This window comes from Streptococcus gingivalis, assembly GCF_035544715.1.
Taxonomy (GTDB): domain Bacteria; phylum Bacillota; class Bacilli; order Lactobacillales; family Streptococcaceae; genus Streptococcus; species Streptococcus gingivalis.
The window spans coordinates 443,411-464,740 of the sequence record NZ_JAYKTO010000001.1 but is presented as its reverse complement, the minus strand read 5'-3'; the positions used below and the strand labels follow the sequence as shown (position 1 = coordinate 464,740).

Annotated in this window: 20 protein-coding genes and 3 tRNA genes; 16 read left to right on the top strand and 7 right to left on the bottom strand. The window is 41.9% G+C overall.

The features are described from left to right. Nucleotides 1-138 precede the first annotated feature (138 nt). From parC to SM122_RS02170, 7 genes are all read left to right on the top strand, one after another. The gene (gene parC, locus SM122_RS02200; RefSeq protein ID WP_324737761.1) at nt 139-2,592 is read left to right on the top strand and encodes a DNA topoisomerase IV subunit A; all 2,454 of its coding nucleotides are present in this window, start codon (nt 139-141) and stop codon (nt 2,590-2,592) included. Nucleotides 2,593-2,767: 175 nt separating this feature from the next. Further along, complete coding sequence (locus tag SM122_RS02195; protein ID WP_118095110.1) at nt 2,768-3,790, top strand: branched-chain amino acid aminotransferase; 1,023 nt, start codon at nt 2,768-2,770, stop codon at nt 3,788-3,790. A 236-nt stretch (nt 3,791-4,026) separates the two neighbouring features. Continuing rightward, a complete protein-coding gene (locus tag SM122_RS02190) occupies nt 4,027-4,257 on the top strand; it encodes a DUF2969 domain-containing protein (protein WP_324737760.1) in 231 nt (76 codons plus the stop codon). A 52-nt stretch (nt 4,258-4,309) separates the two neighbouring features. Beyond that, a tRNA-Tyr gene (locus SM122_RS02185) sits at nt 4,310-4,390 on the top strand. 9 nt (nt 4,391-4,399) lie between these two features. Next, a tRNA-Gln gene (locus tag SM122_RS02180) sits at nt 4,400-4,471 on the top strand. A gap of 168 nt (nt 4,472-4,639) precedes the next feature. Continuing rightward, a complete protein-coding gene (gene rpsA / locus SM122_RS02175; RefSeq protein WP_003011990.1) occupies nt 4,640-5,839 on the top strand; it encodes a 30S ribosomal protein S1 in 1,200 nt (399 codons plus the stop codon). Between the two features lie 231 nt (nt 5,840-6,070). Beyond that, nucleotides 6,071-6,142 (top strand) — tRNA-Arg (locus SM122_RS02170). Nucleotides 6,143-6,230: 88 nt separating this feature from the next. Here the strand turns inward: SM122_RS02170 and SM122_RS02165 are convergent. Beyond that, a complete protein-coding gene (locus SM122_RS02165; RefSeq protein WP_037607876.1) occupies nt 6,231-7,217 on the bottom strand; it encodes an L-lactate dehydrogenase in 987 nt (328 codons plus the stop codon). A 198-nt stretch (nt 7,218-7,415) separates the two neighbouring features. On the opposite strand from SM122_RS02165, the gene gyrA reads away from it, so the two are divergent. The 4 genes from gyrA to radC all read left to right on the top strand — a co-directional run bounded on the left by gyrA (nt 7,416) and on the right by radC (nt 11,815). Next, nucleotides 7,416-9,872 carry a DNA gyrase subunit A gene (gene gyrA, locus SM122_RS02160; RefSeq protein WP_223345094.1) on the top strand — a complete coding sequence of 819 codons (2,457 nt, stop codon included), beginning with the start codon at nt 7,416-7,418 and terminating at the stop codon, nt 9,870-9,872. A gap of 13 nt (nt 9,873-9,885) precedes the next feature. Next, the gene (locus SM122_RS02155; protein WP_125826340.1) at nt 9,886-10,629 is read left to right on the top strand and encodes a class A sortase; all 744 of its coding nucleotides are present in this window, start codon (nt 9,886-9,888) and stop codon (nt 10,627-10,629) included. A gap of 169 nt (nt 10,630-10,798) precedes the next feature. Next, complete coding sequence (locus SM122_RS02150) at nt 10,799-11,077, top strand: porphobilinogen deaminase (RefSeq protein WP_195327126.1); 279 nt, start codon at nt 10,799-10,801, stop codon at nt 11,075-11,077. Nucleotides 11,078-11,131: 54 nt separating this feature from the next. Beyond that, nucleotides 11,132-11,815, top strand: coding sequence for a RadC family protein (gene radC, locus SM122_RS02145; protein ID WP_070846282.1), 684 nt, complete (start codon nt 11,132-11,134; stop codon nt 11,813-11,815). A gap of 202 nt (nt 11,816-12,017) precedes the next feature. On the opposite strand, the gene SM122_RS02140 is transcribed toward radC, so the two are convergent. The 6 genes from SM122_RS02140 to SM122_RS02115 form a co-directional block, all read right to left on the bottom strand. Then, nucleotides 12,018-12,665, bottom strand: a complete 648-nt coding sequence (locus tag SM122_RS02140; protein ID WP_049474902.1) for a redox-sensing transcriptional repressor Rex — start codon at nt 12,663-12,665, stop codon at nt 12,018-12,020. Between the two features lie 130 nt (nt 12,666-12,795). Further along, a complete protein-coding gene (locus tag SM122_RS02135; RefSeq protein WP_031576287.1) occupies nt 12,796-13,011 on the bottom strand; it encodes a DUF4649 family protein in 216 nt (71 codons plus the stop codon). 1 nt (nt 13,012) lies between these two features. Next, complete coding sequence (locus SM122_RS02130; protein ID WP_009730974.1) at nt 13,013-13,360, bottom strand: DUF1831 domain-containing protein; 348 nt, start codon at nt 13,358-13,360, stop codon at nt 13,013-13,015. 9 nt (nt 13,361-13,369) lie between these two features. Then, a complete protein-coding gene (locus SM122_RS02125; RefSeq protein WP_195327127.1) occupies nt 13,370-14,482 on the bottom strand; it encodes a cysteine desulfurase family protein in 1,113 nt (370 codons plus the stop codon). A 9-nt stretch (nt 14,483-14,491) separates the two neighbouring features. After that, nucleotides 14,492-15,448, bottom strand: coding sequence for a ribose-phosphate diphosphokinase (locus SM122_RS02120; RefSeq protein ID WP_003007186.1), 957 nt, complete (start codon nt 15,446-15,448; stop codon nt 14,492-14,494). A 72-nt stretch (nt 15,449-15,520) separates the two neighbouring features. Further along, nucleotides 15,521-16,078 carry a CYTH domain-containing protein gene (locus SM122_RS02115; RefSeq protein WP_155169180.1) on the bottom strand — a complete coding sequence of 186 codons (558 nt, stop codon included), beginning with the start codon at nt 16,076-16,078 and terminating at the stop codon, nt 15,521-15,523. A 95-nt stretch (nt 16,079-16,173) separates the two neighbouring features. Between SM122_RS02115 and SM122_RS02110 the strand changes: the two genes are divergently transcribed. From SM122_RS02110 to mutY, 5 genes are all read left to right on the top strand, one after another. Then, nucleotides 16,174-16,845, top strand: a complete 672-nt coding sequence (locus SM122_RS02110; RefSeq protein WP_155169182.1) for a GTP pyrophosphokinase — start codon at nt 16,174-16,176, stop codon at nt 16,843-16,845. Next, nucleotides 16,829-17,647 carry an NAD kinase gene (locus SM122_RS02105; protein WP_282184817.1) on the top strand — a complete coding sequence of 273 codons (819 nt, stop codon included), beginning with the start codon at nt 16,829-16,831 and terminating at the stop codon, nt 17,645-17,647. Before SM122_RS02110 ends, SM122_RS02105 begins: the two co-directional genes overlap by 17 nt. Further along, the gene (locus tag SM122_RS02100) at nt 17,644-18,537 is read left to right on the top strand and encodes an RluA family pseudouridine synthase (RefSeq protein ID WP_195327128.1); all 894 of its coding nucleotides are present in this window, start codon (nt 17,644-17,646) and stop codon (nt 18,535-18,537) included. The genes SM122_RS02105 and SM122_RS02100 overlap by 4 nt, the downstream gene beginning before the upstream one ends. Before the next feature lie 21 nt (nt 18,538-18,558). After that, nucleotides 18,559-19,533 (top strand): phosphate acetyltransferase, encoded by a 975-nt coding sequence (pta, locus tag SM122_RS02095; protein ID WP_021153149.1) that lies wholly within the window; start codon nt 18,559-18,561, stop codon nt 19,531-19,533. Nucleotides 19,534-19,625: 92 nt separating this feature from the next. After that, entirely contained in the window at nt 19,626-20,771 is a 1,146-nt protein-coding gene (mutY, locus tag SM122_RS02090) for an A/G-specific adenine glycosylase (RefSeq protein WP_324737759.1), read from the top strand. The last annotated feature ends 559 nt before the right edge of the window (nt 20,772-21,330 follow it).

Sequence of the window (21,330 nt, the reverse complement as noted above, 5' to 3'; positions counted from 1 at the left end):
TACTTGGTGTGACTGAATTCCTTTTTCTACAAAAGACTACTCAACATTCTTTGAAAGGAGTTGAACACGCCCTGAGTGCTGTGTGAAAAAGATAAATTTCTAATTTTCACTTTGTATTTTACGGGCTTTGTATCTTATATGAGTAATATCCAGAATATGTCCTTGGAGGACATCATGGGGGAGCGCTTTGGTCGCTACTCCAAATACATTATTCAAGAACGGGCTCTTCCTGATATTCGGGATGGCTTGAAACCTGTTCAACGGCGGATTCTTTATTCTATGAATAAGGACGGCAATACCCATGACAAGGGCTACCGTAAGTCTGCCAAGTCTGTCGGGAACATCATGGGGAATTTTCACCCTCACGGGGACAGTTCCATCTATGATGCCATGGTCCGCATGTCTCAAGACTGGAAGAACCGCGAGATCCTAGTTGAAATGCATGGAAACAATGGTTCCATGGACGGTGATCCGCCAGCGGCCATGCGTTATACCGAGGCGCGTTTGTCTGAAATTGCTGGCTATCTTTTGCAAGATATCGAAAAGAACACAGTGCCATTTGCCTGGAACTTTGACGATACAGAAAAAGAGCCAACTGTTTTGCCGGCAGCTTTTCCAAACCTTTTGGTCAATGGAGCTACAGGGATTTCAGCTGGTTACGCAACAGATATTCCACCACATAACCTCGCTGAAGTCATCGATGCAGTGGTCTACATGATTGACCATCCATCTGCCAAGGTAGACAAACTCATGGAGTTTTTACCTGGACCTGATTTTCCAACGGGTGCCATTATCCAAGGACGGGATGAGATCAAGAAAGCCTATGAAACCGGTAAGGGCCGTGTGGTTGTCCGCTCTAAAACTGAGATTGAGCAGCTCAAAGGCGGTAAGCAGCAAATCGTGGTTACCGAGATCCCTTATGAGATCAACAAGGCAGTCTTGGTCAAGAAGATCGACGATGTCCGTGTTAACAACAAGGTGGCCGGTATTGCGGAAGTCCGGGATGAGTCTGACCGAGATGGTCTTCGCATTGCCATTGAGCTCAAAAAAGATGCCAATGCAGACTTGATCTTGAATTACTTGTTCAAGTATACAGACCTGCAGGTCAATTACAACTTCAATATGGTGGCGATTGACAATTATACCCCTCGTCAAGTGGGGATCGTACCGATTCTCTCTAGCTACATTGCTCACCGTCGGGATATTATTGTCGCTCGCTCGCGCTTTGATAAGGAAAAGGCAGAACGACGCCTCCACATCGTAGAGGGCTTGATCCGCGTCATTTCTATCCTCGATGAAGTCATCGCCTTGATCCGTGCTTCTGATAATAAGGCAGATGCTAAAGAAAACCTCAAGGTCAGCTACGATTTCACGGAAGAACAAGCAGAAGCTATTGTTACCTTGCAATTGTACCGCTTGACCAATACGGATATCGTCACCTTGGAAGAAGAGCATGCCAGTCTCAAGGAGCAAATCGCGACTTTGGCAGCCATCATTGGGGATGAACGGACCATGTTCAACCTCATGAAGAAGGAGTTGCGTGAAGTCAAGAAGCTCTTTGGTAATCCGCGTCGTAGTGAATTGCAAGACACTGCTAAAACGATCGAGAGTGATACAGCCAGTCTCATTGTTGAAGAGGAAACCTTCGTCAGTGTAACCCGTGCGGGTTACATTAAACGGACCTCGCCTCGTTCTTTCAATGCCTCAACACTGGAAGAAGTCGGTAAGCGAGACGATGACGAGTTGATTTTCGTAGAGCCTGCTAAGACCACTCAGCATCTCTTACTTTTTACCAACTTGGGGAATGCCATTTATCGACCAATTCACGAATTGACAGATACCAAGTGGAAGGATATCGGAGAGCACCTCAGTCAGACCTTGATCAATTTTGAGCAAGAGGAAGAAATTCTCTTTGCGGAGATTGTGGATCGGTTTGAGGGAGTAACCTACTTTGCGGCAACTCAACAAGGACAAATCAAGCGCTTTGAACGCAAGGAATTGAGCCCATGGCGGACTTATCGTTCTAAATCGACTAAGTATGCTAAGCTAAAAGACCAAGACGACCGTATCGTAGCAGTTGCGCCAGTTGTCCTTGAAGACATCATGATTATTACCAAAAATGGGTATGGGTTGCGCTTCAATATTGAGGAGGTCCCTGTCGTAGGAGCCAAAGCAGCAGGGGTCAAAGCCATTAACCTGAAAGACGGAGATCAAGTTGCTGCCGCCTTTAAGTCAACGACTCCAAGCATGTACATTCTGACTCAACGAGGCAGTCTCAAACGGATGTTACAAGACGATATTCCTGTGACCAGTCGGGCCAAACGGGGACTACAGGTCTTGCGTGAGTTGAAAAATAAACCACACCGCGTCTTCAAGGCAGGTCCAGTTTTCACGGACCAGGGAGATTTTGATCTCTTTACGAGCCAAGAAGAAGTGGCAGAACAAGATCAAATCCTTCAGATCACTTCCACAACAGGTCAGGTGACAGAAGTTGATTTGACACAATTAAGCATTTCTGAAAGAACAAGCAATGGATCCTTTGTCAACGATACCATTTCGGATCAAGAAGTTTTTTCAGCTACTATCAAATAAGAGAAAGCGTCGGTCCATTCTAGGACTGACTTTCTTTGAAAATAAATTTTCTGAAAATTGAAAATTTCGCTTGAAATTCTCATGAAATGGTGTACAATAGTGTACATAGATTGAGAAACTGAATCGACCTGCATCAGATCGACAAGGAATAGAAAAAATTAAAAGGAGCACTATCATGACAGTATCACTTGATTGGGAAAACCTTGGCTTTTCATATATGAAATTACCTTATCGCTATTTGGCACATTATCGCAATGGAGCTTGGGAAAAAGGGGAATTGACAGAAGATGCGACTTTGCATTTGTCCGAATCTTCTCCAAGTTTGCATTACGGTCAGCAAGCCTTTGAAGGGTTGAAAGCCTACCGTACAAAAGACGGAAGTATCCAATTGTTCCGTCCAGATCAAAATGCTAAACGTTTGCAACGCACAGCAGATCGTTTGTTGATGCCTCAAGTTCCAACGGATATGTTTGTGGATGCTTGTAAGGCAGTTGTAAAAGCAAATGAAGAGTATGTTCCACCGTATGGTACAGGAGCTACCCTTTACCTTCGTCCTCTTTTGATCGGTATTGGAGATATTATTGGCGTAAAACCAGCAGATGAGTATATCTTTACTATCTTTGCCATGCCTGTCGGTAACTACTTTAAAGGTGGTTTGGTTCCAACGAACTTCTTGATTCAAGATGAGTATGACCGTGCTGCACCACATGGTACTGGGGCTGCAAAAGTTGGTGGGAACTACGCAGCTAGTATGTTGCCAGGTAAGATTGCGCATGATCGTAACTTCTCTGACGTGATTTATCTCGATCCAGCGACGCACACCAAGATTGAAGAAGTTGGTTCTGCAAACTTTTTTGGAATCACTGCTAATAACGAATTTGTGACGCCATTGAGTCCTTCTATCTTGCCATCGATTACCAAGTATTCTTTGCTTTACTTGGCAGAACACCGTCTTGGTATGACACCAATTGAAGGGGATGTCTTTATCAATGACTTGGATCGCTTTGTAGAAGCAGGAGCTTGTGGTACCGCAGCTGTCATCTCTCCAATCGGAGGTGTTCAACACGGGGATGACTTCCATGTTTTCTATTCTGAAACAGAAGTAGGACCTGTCACACGGAAACTCTATGACGAGTTGACCGGTATCCAATTTGGCGATGTCGAAGCACCAGAAGGATGGATTGTCAAAGTCGATTAAACCGAAAGCATCTGAGATCAAAGTGTCCAGGCTTCAATGAGAACAAGTCTTAACGAAAAGACGCAGTAGCTAATGTTTCTCTTCATTCGCTTTTAGGAATAGAAGGATGACGAATGACTCTTGCGGGGGTGGGATAAAGAAGGAATTTCTAACTAAATTCTTTCTGACCCACTCCCTTTTCTCTTGCGTCATCAAGAGAATTTTTGTAAAATAGAAAAAGTGAAAAGAGGGTTGAAATGAGAAAAAAAGATAAGAAAATTGAGATTCAAATCGTTGATAGTAAAGTAACCGTCGGGAAAGACACTTTTGATGGATTCACTTTGTCCATTGGAAAGAAAACGATTGGTGAAATTGCAGACATGTCTGGTCAATTTGCCATTATCAAAAATGGAAATGTGGATTCTCTTTACAAAAAACTTGAAAAAGCCGTTGAAATTTTAATAGAAAATTATAATTTGAATAAATAAGGGCTTGCAATCATAGTAAATCAATGGTATAATAGATCCTGTTGATTTATATGGAGAGATAGCGAAGAGGCTAAACGCGGCGGACTGTAAATCCGCTCCTTCGGGTTCGGGGGTTCGAATCCCTCTCTCTCCATTTCATCCATGGGGTATAGCCAAGCGGTAAGGCAAGGGACTTTGACTCCCTCATGCGTTGGTTCGAATCCAGCTACCCCAGTTCTTAGGTAATATCAGATAAGTGATAAAATATCTATCCAGGTATTTTATTTCTTTATAGGATGAGTCGTTAAAGATTGTAGTTGATCTCATTGCGAGTGCTTGCTTAGGAAAAATAATTATAAGTATGTCAAGTTTTAGAAAACTTGATTGTTGGAGGATTTTTTAGATGAATGAATTTGAAGATTTGCTAAACAGTGTTAGCCAAGTTGAACCAGGTGACGTTGTTACTGCTGAAGTATTGACAGTTGACGCGAACCAAGCTAACGTTGCAATCTCTGGAACTGGTGTCGAAGGTGTCTTGACTCTTCGCGAATTGACAAACGATCGTGATGCTGACATCAACGACTTGGTAAAACCAGGTGAAACACTTGAATTGCTTGTTCTTCGTCAAGTAGTTGGTAAAGATACTGATACAGTAACTTACCTTGTATCTAAAAAACGTTTGGAAGCTCGCAAAGCATGGGACAAATTGGTTGGACGTGAAGAAGAAGTTGTTACTGTTAAAGGAACTCGCGCTGTTAAGGGCGGACTTTCAGTAGAATTTGAAGGACTTCGTGGATTTATTCCAGCTTCAATGCTTGATACTCGTTTTGTACGTAACACTGAACGTTTCGTAGGTCAAGAATTTGATGCTAAAATCAAAGAAGTAGATCCAAAAGAAAACCGCTTTATCCTTTCACGTCGTGAAGTTGTTGAAGCTGAATCAGCTGCAGCACGCGCAGAAGTATTTGGTAAATTGAACGTTGGCGATGTCGTAACTGGTAAAGTTGCACGTATCACAAGCTTCGGTGCTTTCATCGACCTTGGTGGTGTTGATGGATTGGTTCACTTGACAGAATTGTCACACGAACGCAACGTATCACCTAAATCAGTTGTAACTGTAGGTGAAGAAATCCAAGTGAAAGTTCTTGACTTGAACGAAGAAGAAGGTCGTGTATCACTTTCATTGAAAGCTACAACACCTGGACCTTGGGATGGCGTTGAACAAAAATTGGCTGCTGGTGATGTTATCGAAGGAACTGTTAAACGTTTGACTGACTTCGGTGCATTCGTTGAAGTATTGCCAGGTATCGACGGACTTGTACACATCTCACAAATTTCACACAAACGTGTTGAAAATCCAAAAGATGTTCTTAAAGTTGGACAAGAAGTAACTGTTAAAGTTCTTGAAGTAAATGCTGCAGATGAACGTGTATCACTTTCTATCAAAGCTCTTGAAGAACGTCCAGCTCAAGAAGAAGGCGAAAAACAAGAAAAACGTCAATCTCGTCCACGTCGTCCAAAACAAGAAAAACGCGACTTTGATCTTCCAGAAACTCAAACTGGATTCTCAATGGCTGACTTGTTTGGCGATATCGAATTGTAATATTCAAAAGAGGCTAGGACAAAAGTCCTAGCCTCTCAATTGTTTTTGGATTGTCGAGCAAGACGCAGGGGTTGAGTGGGCTCTACTACGCTGATCTCATCAGCTTTTACAGCCCTACTCAACTGTGCGGAGGTGGGACAACGAAATCGAATTCTAACGAATTACCGATTTCTGTCCCACTCTCTTTTTTACTTGTAAAATTCTCAAGAATTTGATATACTATAACAGTTGCCACCCTTAGTGTAATGGATATCACGTAAGATTCCGGTTCTTGAGATGGGGGTTCGATTCCCTCAGGGTGGAAAGAAGAAAAGGTTGAGTGTTCTCAGCCTTTTATTTTTTTATTCAATTAAAAAAGACTCTCGAAATTTGAGAGTCTTTTCCAATCAGATTAGTTTTTTGATGCTTCTTGGAATTCAGGGTTTTTCCATGCTTCATCAATAATTGCTTTCAATTCTTTAGCAGAAGCGTGCATTTTTTGAAGTTCTGCATCATTCAATGGAATGTTTACTGGACGTACAATACCGTGTGCTCCAACAACAGCTGGTTGACCGATAAAGACATCATTGATTCCATATTGACCTTCTTGGAATACTGAAAGTGGAAGAACCGCATTTTCATCATCAAGAATAGCCTTAGTGATACGAGCAAGGGCAACAGCGATACCGTAGTATGTAGCACCTTTTTTGTTGATGATGGTGTAAGCCGCGTCACGAACACCTTCGAACAATTCAATCAATTCAGATTCTTGAACGTTTTGAGTGTCTTTAAGGAATTCTTCAAGGTTTACACCAGCGATGTTAGCGTGTGACCATACAGCGAATTCTGAGTCACCGTGTTCACCCATGATGTAGGCGTGTACTGAACGAGCATCCACATCCAATTTTTCAGCCAAAGCTTGACGGAAACGAGCAGAGTCAAGTGAAGTACCTGAACCGATAACGCGTTCTTTAGGGAATCCAGAGAATTTCCATGTAGAGTATGTCAATACGTCAACTGGGTTAGCAGCTACGAGGAAGATTCCGTTAAATCCTGATTCAACAACTTGTGTTACGATTGATTTGTTGATCGCAAGGTTTTTACCAACAAGATCAAGACGAGTTTCACCTGGTTTTTGAGGAGCACCTGCAGTAATTACAACAAGATCAGCGTCTGCACAGTCAGCGTACTCAGCCGCATAGATCTTCTTAGGTGAAGTGAAGGCAAGGGCGTGGCTAAGGTCAAGCGCATCTCCGACAGCTTTTTCGTGCAATTGAGGAATTTCGATAATTCCAAGCTCTTGTGCAATTCCTTGGTTAACAAGTGCAAAAGCGTAAGATGAACCTACAGCACCGTCACCGACAAGGATAACTTTTTTGTGTTGTTTAGTCAAAGTCATGAGTCTAAACGTCTCCTTCATTTTTTTTTGAGATAGATTCTCATACGTCTTCATTCTACCACTTTTGAAAGTCTTTGTCATCTGATACAGTATGAATCCTTGATGTAAACGTTTTTACGTTTGTGTTCCTAAGAAGAAAAATAGGCTAAAATGTGTTATAATAGTATGGTGAATTAAGTAAAGAGAGGCATTTTTTGAATGCAGGATAAGAATCTAATTGATGTGAATTTAACATCAGAAATGAAGACGAGTTTTATCGATTATGCCATGAGTGTTATCGTTGCTCGTGCCCTACCTGATGTTCGTGATGGTTTGAAACCTGTTCACCGTCGTATTTTGTACGGAATGAATGAATTGGGTGTTACACCAGATAAACCACATAAGAAGTCAGCCCGTATTACAGGGGATGTTATGGGTAAATACCACCCACACGGGGATTCCTCTATTTATGAAGCCATGGTTCGGATGGCGCAATGGTGGAGTTATCGGTACATGTTAGTGGATGGTCATGGAAACTTTGGTTCTATGGACGGTGATGGCGCCGCTGCACAACGGTATACAGAAGCCCGTATGAGTAAGATTGCTCTTGAAATGTTGCGGGATATCAATAAAAATACAGTTGATTTCGTTGATAACTATGATGCCAGTGAGCGCGAACCTTTGGTCTTACCTGCACGTTTCCCTAACCTTCTCGTCAATGGTGCTACTGGGATTGCTGTTGGGATGGCTACAAATATTCCTCCTCACAATCTGGGAGAAACCATTGACGCAGTGAAGCTGATGATGGATAATCCTGAGGTGACGACCCGTGAACTTATGGAAGTTCTTCCTGGTCCAGATTTCCCGACAGGTGCTTTGGTCATGGGGAAATCAGGTATCCACAAAGCCTATGAAACAGGGAAAGGCTCGATCGTTCTTCGTTCTCGTACAGAGATTGAAGTGACCAAGAGTGGCCGTGAACGGATTGTTGTCACTGAGTTCCCTTATATGGTCAATAAAACCAAGGTTCACGAGCACATCGTTCGCTTGGTGCAAGAAAAACGGATCGAAGGGATTACAGCTGTACGTGATGAATCAAACCGTGAAGGGGTTCGTTTTGTGATTGAGGTCCGCCGAGATGCTTCGGCTAACGTTATTTTGAACAACCTCTTTAAGATGACGCAAATGCAAACCAATTTTGGATTCAATATGTTGGCGATCCAAAGTGGTGTTCCAAAGATTCTTTCTCTTCGCCAAATTTTAGGGGCTTATATTGAGCACCAGAAAGAAGTGGTGACTCGCCGGACCATCTTTGATAAAGAAAAAGCGGAAGCACGTGCCCATATTTTAGAAGGTTTGCTCATTGCTTTGGATCACATCGATGAAGTGATCCGGATCATCCGCAATAGCCAGACAGATGCTGAAGCACAGGCTGAATTGATGGCGAAGTTCAAGCTTTCTGAACGTCAAAGTCAAGCCATTTTGGACATGCGTCTTCGTCGTTTGACCGGTTTGGAACGAGACAAGATCCAAAGTGAATACGATGATTTGGTTGCCTTGATTGCCGATTTGGCTGATATTTTGGCGAAACCAGAACGTGTGGCGACCATCATCAAGGAAGAATTGGAAGAAGTCAAACGCAAGTTTGGCGATGCTCGCCGAACTGAGTTGATGATCGGAGAAGTCCTTTCTCTTGAAGATGAGGACTTGATTGAAGAAACAGATGTCTTGATCACCCTTTCTAACAAAGGCTACATCAAACGTCTGGACCAAGCGGAATTTACGGCTCAAAAACGTGGTGGACGTGGGGTTCAAGGAACTGGTGTCAAAGATGATGACTTTGTCCGTGAACTGGTCTCTACGAGCACCCATGATCATTTGCTCTTCTTTACCAATAAGGGGCGTGTCTATCGTCTGAAAGGTTATGAGATTCCAGAATATGGCCGGACAGCCAAAGGATTACCAATCGTCAACCTCTTAAAATTGGACGAAGGTGAATCGATTCAAACCATTATCAATGTGGAGCAAGATCGCAGTGACGAAGCTTATCTCTTCTTTACGACGCGACAAGGTTTGGTCAAGCGGACCAATGTAGCTGAATTTTCAAATATCCGTCAGAACGGTCTCAAAGCTCTGAATCTACGTGATGAGGATGAATTGATCAATGTCTTCCTTACAGACGGTAATACTGACGTCATTATCGGTACCAAGTATGGTTATTCTGTCCGCTTTAATGAGGCTGTAGTCCGGAATATGGGGCGTTCTGCCACAGGTGTACGTGGTGTGAATCTCCGGGAAGGAGACAAAGTTGTTGGTGCAAGTGTCGTCACCGATCAGGATGAAGTATTGATCATTACCGAAAAAGGTTATGGAAAACGCACCATAGCGAGCGAATACCCAACTAAAGGCCGTGGCGGTAAAGGAATCAAGACAGCCAATATTACAGAGAAAAATGGTGCATTAGCTGGTCTTTTAACTGTTAAAGGGGATGAAGACCTGATGATCATCACTGATACTGGGGTCATGATCCGGACGGGTGTGGCCAACATTTCTCAGACAGGTCGTTCCACTCAGGGAGTGAAAGTGATGCGACTTGATCAGGATGCTAAAATTGTGACCTTTACAACAGTGCAACCTGATGAAAAGGATGAAGAAGTAGTGGAAGAAAACGAATAGATAAGGGGACAGCATGTCACGCAAAAGAAAAAAGAAAAAGAGTTTACGTAATGCTCTTATCAACATCGTTGCAACACTTTTGATTATTCTCTCGCTTCTCTTGATTTTCAATGCTCCGATCCGTAATATGATTATGGTTTGGCATACCAACCAATACCAGGTTAGCAAGGTCGATAAAAAAACCATTGACAAGAATAAAGAAGTGAAGACGAGCTTTGATTTTCAACATGTCCAGTCACTCTCGACGGAAGCCGTCATCAATGCCCAATGGCAAGCTCAAAAGCTACCAGTAATTGGGGGAATTTCGATTCCTGAATTAAACATGAACCTTCCGATCTTTAAGGGGCTTGAAAATGTAGCCCTCTACTACGGAGCAGGGACCATGAAGGAAAACCAAGTCATGGGGCAAGGCAATTATTCTCTTGCTAGTCACCACGTGTTTGGTCTAACTGGAGCAAATGCCATGTTATTCTCACCATTAGAGAAAGCCAAGGCGGGTATGAAGATCTACATCACGGACAAAGAAAAAATCTATACTTATGTCATCTCATCTGTTGAGACAGTGACTCCAGACCGTGTAGATGTTATTCAAGATCGTGAAGGCGTCAATGAGATCACCTTGGTGACCTGTGAGGATGCTGCAGCGACTTACCGTACGATTGTAAAAGGGAATTTGGAAACCTCTGTTGACTATGACAAGGCTCCAAAAGACATCCTGGATTCATTCAGCAAGTCTTATAATCAAATGCAACTTTAAGAAAATAAAGCCCGAGGCAGAGATGCTAGGGCTTTTTCTATGTAGGAAGCTAGGAGAAATTCTTGTAAAATTGTAAGAGATTGGTAATATTATGTAAGGAATTTGTCATAATATTGAGGGAAAATCAGTATATAATAGAGGAGAAAGAGTATGATAAGGAGGTAGAATAGTGACAAAAGAGCGAATTTATCATCTCTTGCATCATTTCTATAATCTCTTAGTAAACGATTTTCCACGAAATGGTTTAATTACGAAAGGTATCTACGAAGTAGAGCAGGTCTACCAAGCTTTAGAGGCCATTCCTCAGAGCCAGGAGTACTTGTTCCGCTGTGAAATTCAACAGTTTTTAAAGGAGCTTGAACAAGTTCAAACAGGTTATCAGATCCGCTTTAATAAAGATGAAGTCTTAGTGTTAGATGATTTGAAGGAAGAAATCGCCTGTAAATAATGAAAGGTTGTCGTTTTCTCCATTTATTACGAATTAATAAGTGAGGAGGAAATTATGTACGACATATCATTTATTGAACCATCTTTGCTTCCTAGAGAACGTTTGGTTTCTGAAGGAGTGGATAAGCTGAGTCACCAAGAATTGTTATCCATTCTCTTACGGACAGGCAATAAGCAAAAAAGCGTTTATGAGATTGCACAAGGTCTTTTGAGCTCAGTTAATAGTTTAAAGGAGTTAAGTCAATTAACCCTAGAGGAGCTACAGGAAATCTCTGGCATTGGCCGGGTGAAGGCCATCGAACTTCAGGCTGTGATTGAGTTTGGACGAAGGATTCATAAAGACGAATTAATGAGTTCTGAACAGATCATGAGCAGTCAGAAATTGGCCCATAAAATTCAACAGGAAATCGGCCATAAGAAACAGGAGCACCTGGTTGCTCTCTATTTAAATACGCAGAATGAAATTATTCATCAGCAGACCATTTTTATTGGAACCGTGAATCGAAGTATTGCGGAGCCACGTGAAATCCTGCATTATGCACTGAAGCACATGGCAACCTCTATCATCTTGGCTCACAATCATCCATCTGGTGCCGTATTTCCGAGTAAAAATGATGATGAAGTAACGCAACGAGTTTTAGAGGCCTGTGAAGTGATGGGCTTAACCCTATTAGATCACTTGATTGTATCTGAAGAAAACTATTATAGTTACCGTGAAGAAACCGATTATTTGGTATAAAATAGAGAGTGGGACAGAAATCGGTAATTCGTTAGAATTCGATTTCGTCGTCCCACCTCCGCACAGTTGAGTAGGGCTGTAAAAGCTGATGAAATCAGCGTAGTAGAGCCCACTCAACCACTGCGTCTTGCTCGACAATCCAAAAATAATTGAGAGGCTAGGACTTTTGTCCCAGCCTCTTTTCTTGTTAATGTATAAGTCTTTATTCTTCGTTTTTTCGCATGAAATAAAGGAGTGTTTGCAATTCACTAGTGAGATCGACATATTGGACGACGACATCCTTAGGGACTGTCAGATGCACTGGTGAGAAGCTAAGGATTCCCTTGACCCCAGCGTCTACTAAAAGACTAGCAACTTCCTGCGCTTTAATACTTGGGACAGTTAAAATTGCTGTTTGAATGCCTTCTTTTTTGAGATTCTCTTTGATCGTAGAAATCCCATAAATGGGGATCCCATCCTTACTTTTGGTATTAATCAGTTCATGATCATCTACATCAAAAGCCATGACAATTTTCATCTTATTGCGTTCATGGAAGCGATAGTTGAGGAGCGCACTTCCCATATTTCCGATCCCCACAATAGCGACATTGGTAATGGCATTGTCATTTAAGAGATCGGCAAAGAAGTTCATCAGTTTTTTTACGTCATAACCAAATCCACGTCTTCCTAATTCACCAAAATATGAGAAATCTCGTCGAACAGTAGCAGAGTCAATCCCAATTGCATCAGCAATTTGCTTGGAATTGGCGCGCTCTATTTTTTCAGAGTTAAAGCGTTTAAAAATGCGGTAGTAGAGCGATAAGCGTTTTGCTGTTGCGCGTGGAATTGGAGTATTTTTATCATGTTTCACAATATCACAACCTTTCCCTCTTATTGTATAGGAAGATTGTGAAAAAATCAACTATCTAGAGTGGTTTTTCAAAAATATTTTTGTCTAAAGAAAAAGCTGATGACGATGGGAGAGTTCCATCAGCATCAGCTTAGTTTTCAGCTTGTTCTACCTTTTTCAAAAAAGCATAGAGTCCATCGACTCGTCCTGTATAGGGGAGCTTTTCCCCCTTGTATTCAATGGATACGATTGAGTAAGAGTCAGGCAGGGTTACACAGCCTGAAAAATCTAGGATGCAGGCTGCAAGGTCGGGATAAGTAGTCGTTCGTTCTACTTGGTAAGCATCGATATAAGTTAGGGTTACCATATTAGGCCTCTGTTTTGTTGAAAATTTCTCTTTCGACAAGACTATCCATTAAGAAATAGAATTTTTGTTGGATAATGTCATTTTCTGGATTTTTAAAAATATTAACCAGGCGAAGCCCAGACTTGTCTGTAATATTGATCTTAAAACCTGTCAAATCTTTATTGAAAATGATTTTAAGTAGGAAGCCTTCGCCACTATTTGGAACGGCTTCGAGCAAACGATTTAACTCGTAATTTCCAACTTTTGTAACAGCGAATGTATTGTCACGTAAGGTATATTTTTTAACATTTGGGTGTAGACTATAGGTATATTTGCAGTCTTTCAATGAAACACTTGTTTCAAAAGCCATATTGTTCTCCTATGATATAATTTCTTTAAGTTTTGAGAGGAAGTCTTGAACCTCCTCTACGGTATTGAGTTCTGAAAAACTAATTCGAAGGGATTCTTTTAGGCGTGAGCTATCTTTTCCATATAGCGCCTCAAGGACATGGCTGGGTTGAACTGTACCAGCGGTACAAGCAGAACCTGTAGAGACAGAAATTCCAGCAAGATCGAGTCGCATCAGTAAAACGTCATTTTGGACACCCGGAAAGCCAAGGTTCCAAACAAATGGAATATGGTCGTCATTCGCATTTACGTAGTAGTCGTAGGCTGCTAAACCATTGACTAGCTCTTGGCCGAGTTTTTGAACCTGGTTGAAATTTTCTTCTTGATGAAGTGTAGCTTGCTGAAGCGCGGTTGCCATCCCGACAATAGAAATGAGATTTTCCGTGCTGGCTCTCATCTTACTTTCCTGATCCCCCCCATGGATGAGATTATCAAAATCTGGGACGGCTGCATAAAGGAAGCCGACTCCCTTTGGTCCGTGGAATTTGTGGGCAGAAGCACTGAGAAAATCAATTCCCAACTCTTCGGGATAGACAGGGACCTTTCCGATTGCTTGGACCGCATCAACGTGAAAGGCAGCTGGATGATCTTTTAAGAGTTCTCCGATTTCTTTAATCGGTAGAAGATCGCCTGTCTCGTTATTGGCAAACATGGTAGAGACAAGAATGGTATCCGGTCTAAGAGCCGCCTTGATATCACTAGCCTGAATGCGTCCATCTCTTGGTTGGACGATCGTAACTTCAAATCCGAAACGTTCTACAAGATATTCGATGGGTTCAAGAACCGCATGGTGTTCCAAAGCGGTCGTAATGATGTGTTTGCCATCTGCTTGGTGTTTCAAGCAGTAGCCTTTTATAACGGTATTATTACTTTCTGATCCACCTGAAGTGAAGAAAATACGATTTGGAAGAGTATGGAGAGACTGAGCAATTTGCTCGCGAGATTCTCGGAGAAGTTTACTAGCCATCCGTCCATGAGCATGAAGGCTCGATGGATTTCCAAAAGTGGTCTTCATAGTTTCAGACATTTTATCAATGACTTCAGGTAGAAGGGGAGTTGTTGCGGCATTATCAAAATATATCACATTAAGACCTTATTTCTTATGGTAGGCAAATAGAGGACTAACAGGTTTTCTTTCTTGAATGCGAACAATAGCTTCAGCGATCAGTTCGCTAGCTGTCAGATAGTTAATATTTTTTGGTGTTGGTCCATTTGGAGCAACAGAATCGGTTACTAAGATTTCTTTGATCGGAGCTTGATCTAATAATTCAACAGCACCTTTAACAAATAAGCCGTGGCTTGATACAGCATAAATTTCAGTAGCCCCTTCGCGTTCGACAATTTTCGCAGCTTCTGAGAATGTCTTACCAGTATTGAGGATATCGTCAATCAAGATTGCTTTCTTATCTTTAACATCCCCGATGATATAGCCATAATCACGGTTCGCATCATCTTGCTCGTAATCAATGATGGCAATCGGTGCATCAAGATATTCTGCTAAACTACGAGCCCGTTTGACACCTGAGTTTTTAGGGCTGACGACTACAACATCTGGACCTGTTAGACCTTTGTTGATGTAGTGCTCTGCAAAAAGTGGAATGGTAAAGAGGTTATCCACGGCAATATCAAAGAAACCTTGGACCTGAACAGCATGGAGATCAAGTGTGACGACGCGATCCACCCCAGCTTTGACCAACATGTTTGCGACGAGCTTAGCTGTGATTGGTTCGCGAGGAGCAGCAGTTCGGTCTTGGCGAGCATAGCCAAAATAAGGCATGACCACATTGACGGTGTTTGCGCTAGCCCGTTGGCAAGCATCCACCATGATTAACAATTCCATCAAGTGATTGTTAACAGGAAAACTGGTTGATTGAATGATATAAATATCATATCCACGAACACTTTCCTCAATATTGACTTGGATTTCACCATCTGAAAACTGACGGGATGAAATTTTCCCAAGCGGAACCCCAGCATGATCCGCGATTTTTTGCGCAATCTCTGGGTTTGAATTGAGAGAGAAGAGCTTCATATTTTTTTTATCTGACATGTGATTCCAACCTCATTTAGATTTTTGATCTTAGCACTATTTTAGCAAAAATTTGCGATAATTTCAGCTTTTTTACAATCTTTCAGCTAATCTAGCGATTTTATTTTTTGCTGCTTTGTAGACGATTCCATGGTCTGAAATGAACTGATGAAAATTTTCTTCCTGTTCAGCAGTTTCCACCTCAATTTCCAACTCATAATCTTCAGTGTCTAGATAGAGACTGTGGTCTAGTGCCACCAAGCCTGCAGCTGTTTCTTTTTCGAATCGTTCTGTTGTCAGGCTTCCCCAGACAGCAAGTTGTTCAACTGGGATTCCTTTTGACTCCAAGAGGTTTTTGATTTCTCCATCAGGAAACTGTTGTTGTTGAAGAATCTCCTTGGTTTCTTCTGGGCTGAGTGCTTGATTGTACTCGAAATGGCCAACTGTTTCAGGAACTTTGAGGGTCAATTCCGCCTGATCTGTGAAGGTACGCACCCGCAAGGCCATTTTTTCCTTGCGGATGAGCTGGTCGGGTGTATCGATATAGTGGTTGGTTTGGACAACCAATTCTGTATCAGCAAAAAGTGGAAGGAGGGATTGGTATTCCTCCTTATCTAGCAAGGTTTTGTATTCAATTTCTAAATGGTTCATTTTGTAGTCCTTTGCTTTTTTTCGAAAGCGATTCATGATATAATAAGAGATGTGTTTATTGTATACAAAAATGGTTCAGATTACAAGGTGGTAGGATGACAATTGATTGGGAAAACTTCTTAGATCCTTATATCCAAGCAGTTGGGGAATTAAAAATCAAACTGCGTGGGATTCGAAAGCAATATCGTAAGCAACAAAAGCATTCTCCAATCGAGTTTGTGACAGGTCGTGTTAAGCCGATTGAGAGCATCCGAGAAAAGATGATCCGAAGAAATATTTCTGAAGAAAATCTGGCACAGGACATGCAAGATATTGCTGGTCTTCGCATCATGGTCCAGTTCGTAGACGATGTCGAAGAGATCCTAGAGGTTCTGAGACAACGGCAGGATATGCGCGTGGTCCAAGAGCGAGATTACATTCGCCACAAGAAATCAAGTGGCTACCGGAGTTACCACGTCGTGGTGGAGTATCCAGTCGACACCATTGATGGAAATGAAACAATCTTAGCAGAGATTCAAATTCGGACCTTGTCCATGAATTTTTGGGCAACGATTGAACACTCGCTCAATTATAAATATAAAGGAGACTTTCCAGACGAGATCAAAAAACGCTTAGAGACGACAGCAAACCTGGCCTATCTCTTGGATGAAGAGATGGGGGCAATTCGGGATGCGATTCAGGAGGCTCAAGCCCTGTTTGATCCACTTCATCGTAAGTTAAATGATGGCGTTGGAAATAGTGATGACACAGATGAAGACTACAGGTAAAAAAGTATCCATTATTCGCAATCGCAAGCGTCAAAGTGAAGAGGTTTTTCAGCAGTTGCGCTACAAGCTTAGGAAAAATAATTTTATTTTGACGGAGAAGCATCCGGATATTGTGATTTCAATTGGTGGTGATGGGATGTTGCTATCGGCCTTTCACAAGTATGAACACCAGTTGGATCGGGTACGATTTGTTGGCGTCCATACCGGACACTTAGGATTTTATACAGATTACTTAGACAGTGAAATCGATAAGCTGGTTGAGAACTTAAAATATGATACTGGAGCTAAGGTTTCCTACCCCATTTTGAATGTCAAGATCACTTTCGACAATGGGGAAACCCGTACCATGAGAGCCTTGAACGAAGCGACAATTAAGAGAAGCGACCGGACCATGGTTGCCGATCTTACCATCAATGGGGTTGATTTTGAGCGCTTTAGAGGAGACGGCATTACTGTTTCGACTCCTACAGGAAGTACGGCTTACAACAAATCCTTGGGAGGAGCAGTACTTCACCCAACTATTGAGGCGCTGCAGATTGCGGAAATTGCTAGTCTCAACAACCGTGTTTATCGTACCTTGGGTTCTTCTGTCATTGTCCCTAAAAAGGATAAGATCGAGATTACACCGACGCGTCCTGGCTTCCACATTATCTCTGTCGACAATTCAACCTATTCCTATCGCAACATTGCAAAGGTAGAATACCAGATCGACAACCATAAGATTAATTTCGTGGCAAGCTCCAGTCATACCAGTTTCTGGAATCGGGTCAAGGATGCCTTTATCGGAGATGATAGAGAATGAGATTTGAATTCATTGTCGATGAGCATGTCAAGGTCAAGACCTTTCTGAAAAAACACGAGGTTTCTAAGGGCCTCTTAGCAAAGATTAAGTTTCGTGGTGGCCAAATCCTTGTCAATGGACGTCCGGAGAATGCGATTTATTTGTTGGATATTGGGGATCGCTTGGTCATTGACATTCCAGCAGAAGAAGGGTTCGAAACCCTAAAACCCATGGATCGGCCTTTGGATATTTTGTTTGAAGATGATCATTTTTTGGTCTTAAACAAACCCTTTGGCATTGCCTCGATTCCAAGTGCGATTCATTCTAATACCTTAGCAAATTTTGTAAAAGGCTATTATGTGAAGCAGGGATATGAGAATCAGCAGGTTCACATTGTCACTCGCCTGGACAAGGACACTAGTGGCGTTATGCTCTTTGCCAAACATGGTTATGCTCATGCTCGATTAGATAAGCAATTGCAGTCTAAAACGATTCAAAAACGCTATTATGCCTTGGTCAAGGGATCTGGGAAGCTTGATCCTGTCGGAGAGATTATTGCTCCGATTGCGCGTGATGAAGATTCAATTATCACCCGCAAGGTAGCTAAAGGCGGCAAGTATGCCCATACTAGCTATCAGGTTGTTCAATCTTTTGGTAATATTCACCTAGTGGATATTCAGTTACACACAGGTCGAACCCATCAGATCCGCGTTCATTTTACCCATATTGGTTTTCCGCTCTTGGGAGATGATCTCTATGGCGGAAGTTTAGAAGACGGCATTGAGCGCCAAGCCCTTCATTGTCATCGTCTATCCTATTATCATCCATTTCTAGAGGAAGAATTGGTCATAGAAAGTCCACTGCCTCCAGATTTCCAAGCTGTATTAACACAGCTTCAAACTAGTTATTAATTATTAAAAGGAGTAAAACTCATGGAAGTTTTCGAAAATCTCAAAGCCAACCTCGTTGGTAAGAATGCTCGTATTGTATTACCAGAAGGTGAAGAACCTCGTATCCTCCAAGCGACAAAACGCATTGTGAACGAGACAGAAGTAACCCCTGTCTTGCTTGGTAATCCGGATAAAATTCGGATTTATCTTGAAATCGAAGGGGTTTTGGATGGATATGAAGTCATCGATCCTCATTCTTATCCAGGTTTTGAAGAAATGGTAGCTTCCTTGGTAGAACGTCGTAAGGGCAAAATGACTGAAGAAGAAGCGCGTCAAGTCTTGAAAGACGACGTTAACTATTTTGGTGTCATGTTGGTGCACATGGGAATTGTTGATGGGATGGTTTCTGGTGCGATTCACTCAACAGCCGCAACCGTTCGTCCGGCCTTGCAAATTATCAAAACTCGTCCAAATGTAAAACGGACTTCAGGGGCTTTCCTTATGGTTCGTGGATCTGAACGCTACTTGTTCGGCGACTGTGCCATCAACATCAATCCAGATGCTGAAGGATTAGCCGAAATTGCTATCAATTCAGCTATCACAGCCAAGATGTTTGGTATTGATCCAAAAATTGCTATGTTGAGCTATTCAACAAAAGGATCTGGTTTCGGTGAAAGTGTTGATAAGGTTGTAGAAGCGACTAAGCTTGCCCATGAACTTCGTCCAGACCTTGAAATTGACGGGGAATTGCAATTTGACGCAGCCTTTGTCCCTGCAACTGCAGCCTTGAAAGCTCCAGGAAGCAAGGTGGCAGGACAAGCCAATGTCTTTATCTTCCCAGGTATTGAGGCAGGTAACATTGGATACAAGATGGCAGAACGTCTTGGTGGCTTTGCGGCGGTAGGTCCTGTCTTGCAAGGGTTGAACAAACCAGTCAACGACCTCTCTCGTGGATGTAATGCAGATGACGTGTACAAATTAACCTTGATTACAGCGGCACAAGCAGTAGAACAATAAGAATGATTGAAAGGCTCAGGATGATCTTGAGCCTTTTTCTTTATAAAATCAGAATTTCTAAACTATAACTCATTCTATGGTATACTAGGAATATGTTAGATTTAAAAGATTACGGGATTATCATGTGGGAGGAGGAAAAAATTGCTTCCTTCCGAGAAAAGTTATTAGCCTGGTATGATGCCCATAAACGGGATCTCCCCTGGAGACGGACGCAAGATCCTTATAAAATATGGATCTCAGAAATTATGCTCCAGCAGACACGTGTCGATACGGTTATTCCCTATTATGAGCGCTTTCTGGACTGGTTTCCAACTGTCGCTGATTTGGCTCAAGCTCCTGAAAAAAGGCTCTTAAAAGCATGGGAAGGCTTGGGCTATTACTCACGAGTCCGCAACATGCAGAAAGCTGCCCAGCAGATTATGGGGAACCACGGAGGAGTGTTTCCATCAAGTTATGAGGCTATCTCAAAACTTAAGGGAATTGGGCCTTATACTGCTGGTGCCATTGCGAGTATTGCTTTTGGCCTACCGGAGCCTGCTGTGGATGGTAATGTCATGAGAGTACTGGCTCGCTTGTTTGAAGTGGACTACGATATCGGAGTCCCGACCAATCGCAAGATTTTCCAAGCCATGATGGAGATCTTGATTGATCCAGATCGTCCTGGTGATTTCAATCAGGCTTTGATGGATTTGGGATCAGATATTGAATCCCCAGTCAACCCGCGGCCGCAAGAGAGTCCTGTCAAGGAGTTTAGCGCAGCCTATCAACATGGGACCATGGATCGTTATCCCATTAAGGCTCCTAAGAAGAAACCGGTACCTGTCCATCTAACAGCCTTTATTATCAAGGATAGCCAAGGGCGCTATTTGCTGGAGAAAAATGAGCGAGAAGGGCTTTTGTCAGGTTTTTGGCATTTCCCTTTGATCGAAGTGGATAGCCTATCTGAGAACCTAGGCCAATTGTCACTACTGGATGGGCAGGGTCATTTAGTAGACAACCCAGAAATTCTCTCCTTTGAGCAGGACTATGATTTGGTCATTGATTGGCAGGATAGGTCTTATCCTATCGTTCAGCATGTTTTTTCGCATCGCAAGTGGCAGGTTCAACTTCGATACGGCTTGGTAAAAGAAGGAGAGCAAGAATCAAGTGAATCGACTGTTTGGTTAAGACCTGAGGAATTTTCAGATTATCCTTTTGCCAAACCCCAGCAAAAGATCTGGGAAGCATTTAATAAATGAACGTTTATTTTAATTTAATATAGAGCATAAGTTTATGAAGATAGAATAGGATTATGTAAGTTATATGGATTATATACCAGATTATTCAGATAAAAATTTTATTGGATCTCGTAGTATATTTGCTAGTATTCTCTATTTTATATTAGCTTGTTTTAATTATATTATGGCTGGCGTATATTATTATATTATTTACAAATTATATTCTAATCATGTGAAAATCAGCTTTATCTTAATTTATTTATTTATTTTTTACAATTTATTTTGGTTAACACGTGAGTTAAATTTTAAAATACTTCACTGGCTTGGTTACCACGCCTCGCCAAAATATTATGGAAGTTTTAAAAGCAGGTTTCCTTTATTCAATAAAATAACGAAAACATATAAAATGCATTACAGAAGAAGATCAAAGAAACACCAATTTCTATTCTTATGCAGTTATTTGCTTTATTTAAATTTTGTGCCTATATGTTTCTTTCTTTATTTTTATTTTATAAGGTACTATACAGTTATGAACTATACAACTGACTTTAAAAATGTAAATAAAATATATCTTACTATC

Coding starts and splice junctions, on each gene's coding strand:
- SM122_RS02120 (WP_003007186.1), bottom strand. CDS start 15,448: ATGTCAGATAAAAAAAATATGAAGCTCTTCTCTCTCAATTCAAACCCA.
- radC (WP_070846282.1), top strand. CDS start 11,132: ATGTACGACATATCATTTATTGAACCATCTTTGCTTCCTAGAGAACGT.
- SM122_RS02105 (WP_282184817.1), top strand. CDS start 16,829: ATGAAGACTACAGGTAAAAAAGTATCCATTATTCGCAATCGCAAGCGT.
- SM122_RS02155 (WP_125826340.1), top strand. CDS start 9,886: ATGTCACGCAAAAGAAAAAAGAAAAAGAGTTTACGTAATGCTCTTATC.
- SM122_RS02195 (WP_118095110.1), top strand. CDS start 2,768: ATGACAGTATCACTTGATTGGGAAAACCTTGGCTTTTCATATATGAAA.
- parC (WP_324737761.1), top strand. CDS start 139: ATGAGTAATATCCAGAATATGTCCTTGGAGGACATCATGGGGGAGCGC.
- SM122_RS02100 (WP_195327128.1), top strand. CDS start 17,644: ATGAGATTTGAATTCATTGTCGATGAGCATGTCAAGGTCAAGACCTTT.
- rpsA (WP_003011990.1), top strand. CDS start 4,640: ATGAATGAATTTGAAGATTTGCTAAACAGTGTTAGCCAAGTTGAACCA.
- SM122_RS02190 (WP_324737760.1), top strand. CDS start 4,027: ATGAGAAAAAAAGATAAGAAAATTGAGATTCAAATCGTTGATAGTAAA.
- gyrA (WP_223345094.1), top strand. CDS start 7,416: ATGCAGGATAAGAATCTAATTGATGTGAATTTAACATCAGAAATGAAG.
- SM122_RS02130 (WP_009730974.1), bottom strand. CDS start 13,360: ATGGCTTTTGAAACAAGTGTTTCATTGAAAGACTGCAAATATACCTAT.
- mutY (WP_324737759.1), top strand. CDS start 19,626: ATGTTAGATTTAAAAGATTACGGGATTATCATGTGGGAGGAGGAAAAA.
- SM122_RS02110 (WP_155169182.1), top strand. CDS start 16,174: ATGACAATTGATTGGGAAAACTTCTTAGATCCTTATATCCAAGCAGTT.
- pta (WP_021153149.1), top strand. CDS start 18,559: ATGGAAGTTTTCGAAAATCTCAAAGCCAACCTCGTTGGTAAGAATGCT.
- SM122_RS02135 (WP_031576287.1), bottom strand. CDS start 13,011: ATGGTAACCCTAACTTATATCGATGCTTACCAAGTAGAACGAACGACT.
- SM122_RS02115 (WP_155169180.1), bottom strand. CDS start 16,078: ATGAACCATTTAGAAATTGAATACAAAACCTTGCTAGATAAGGAGGAA.
- SM122_RS02165 (WP_037607876.1), bottom strand. CDS start 7,217: ATGACTTTGACTAAACAACACAAAAAAGTTATCCTTGTCGGTGACGGT.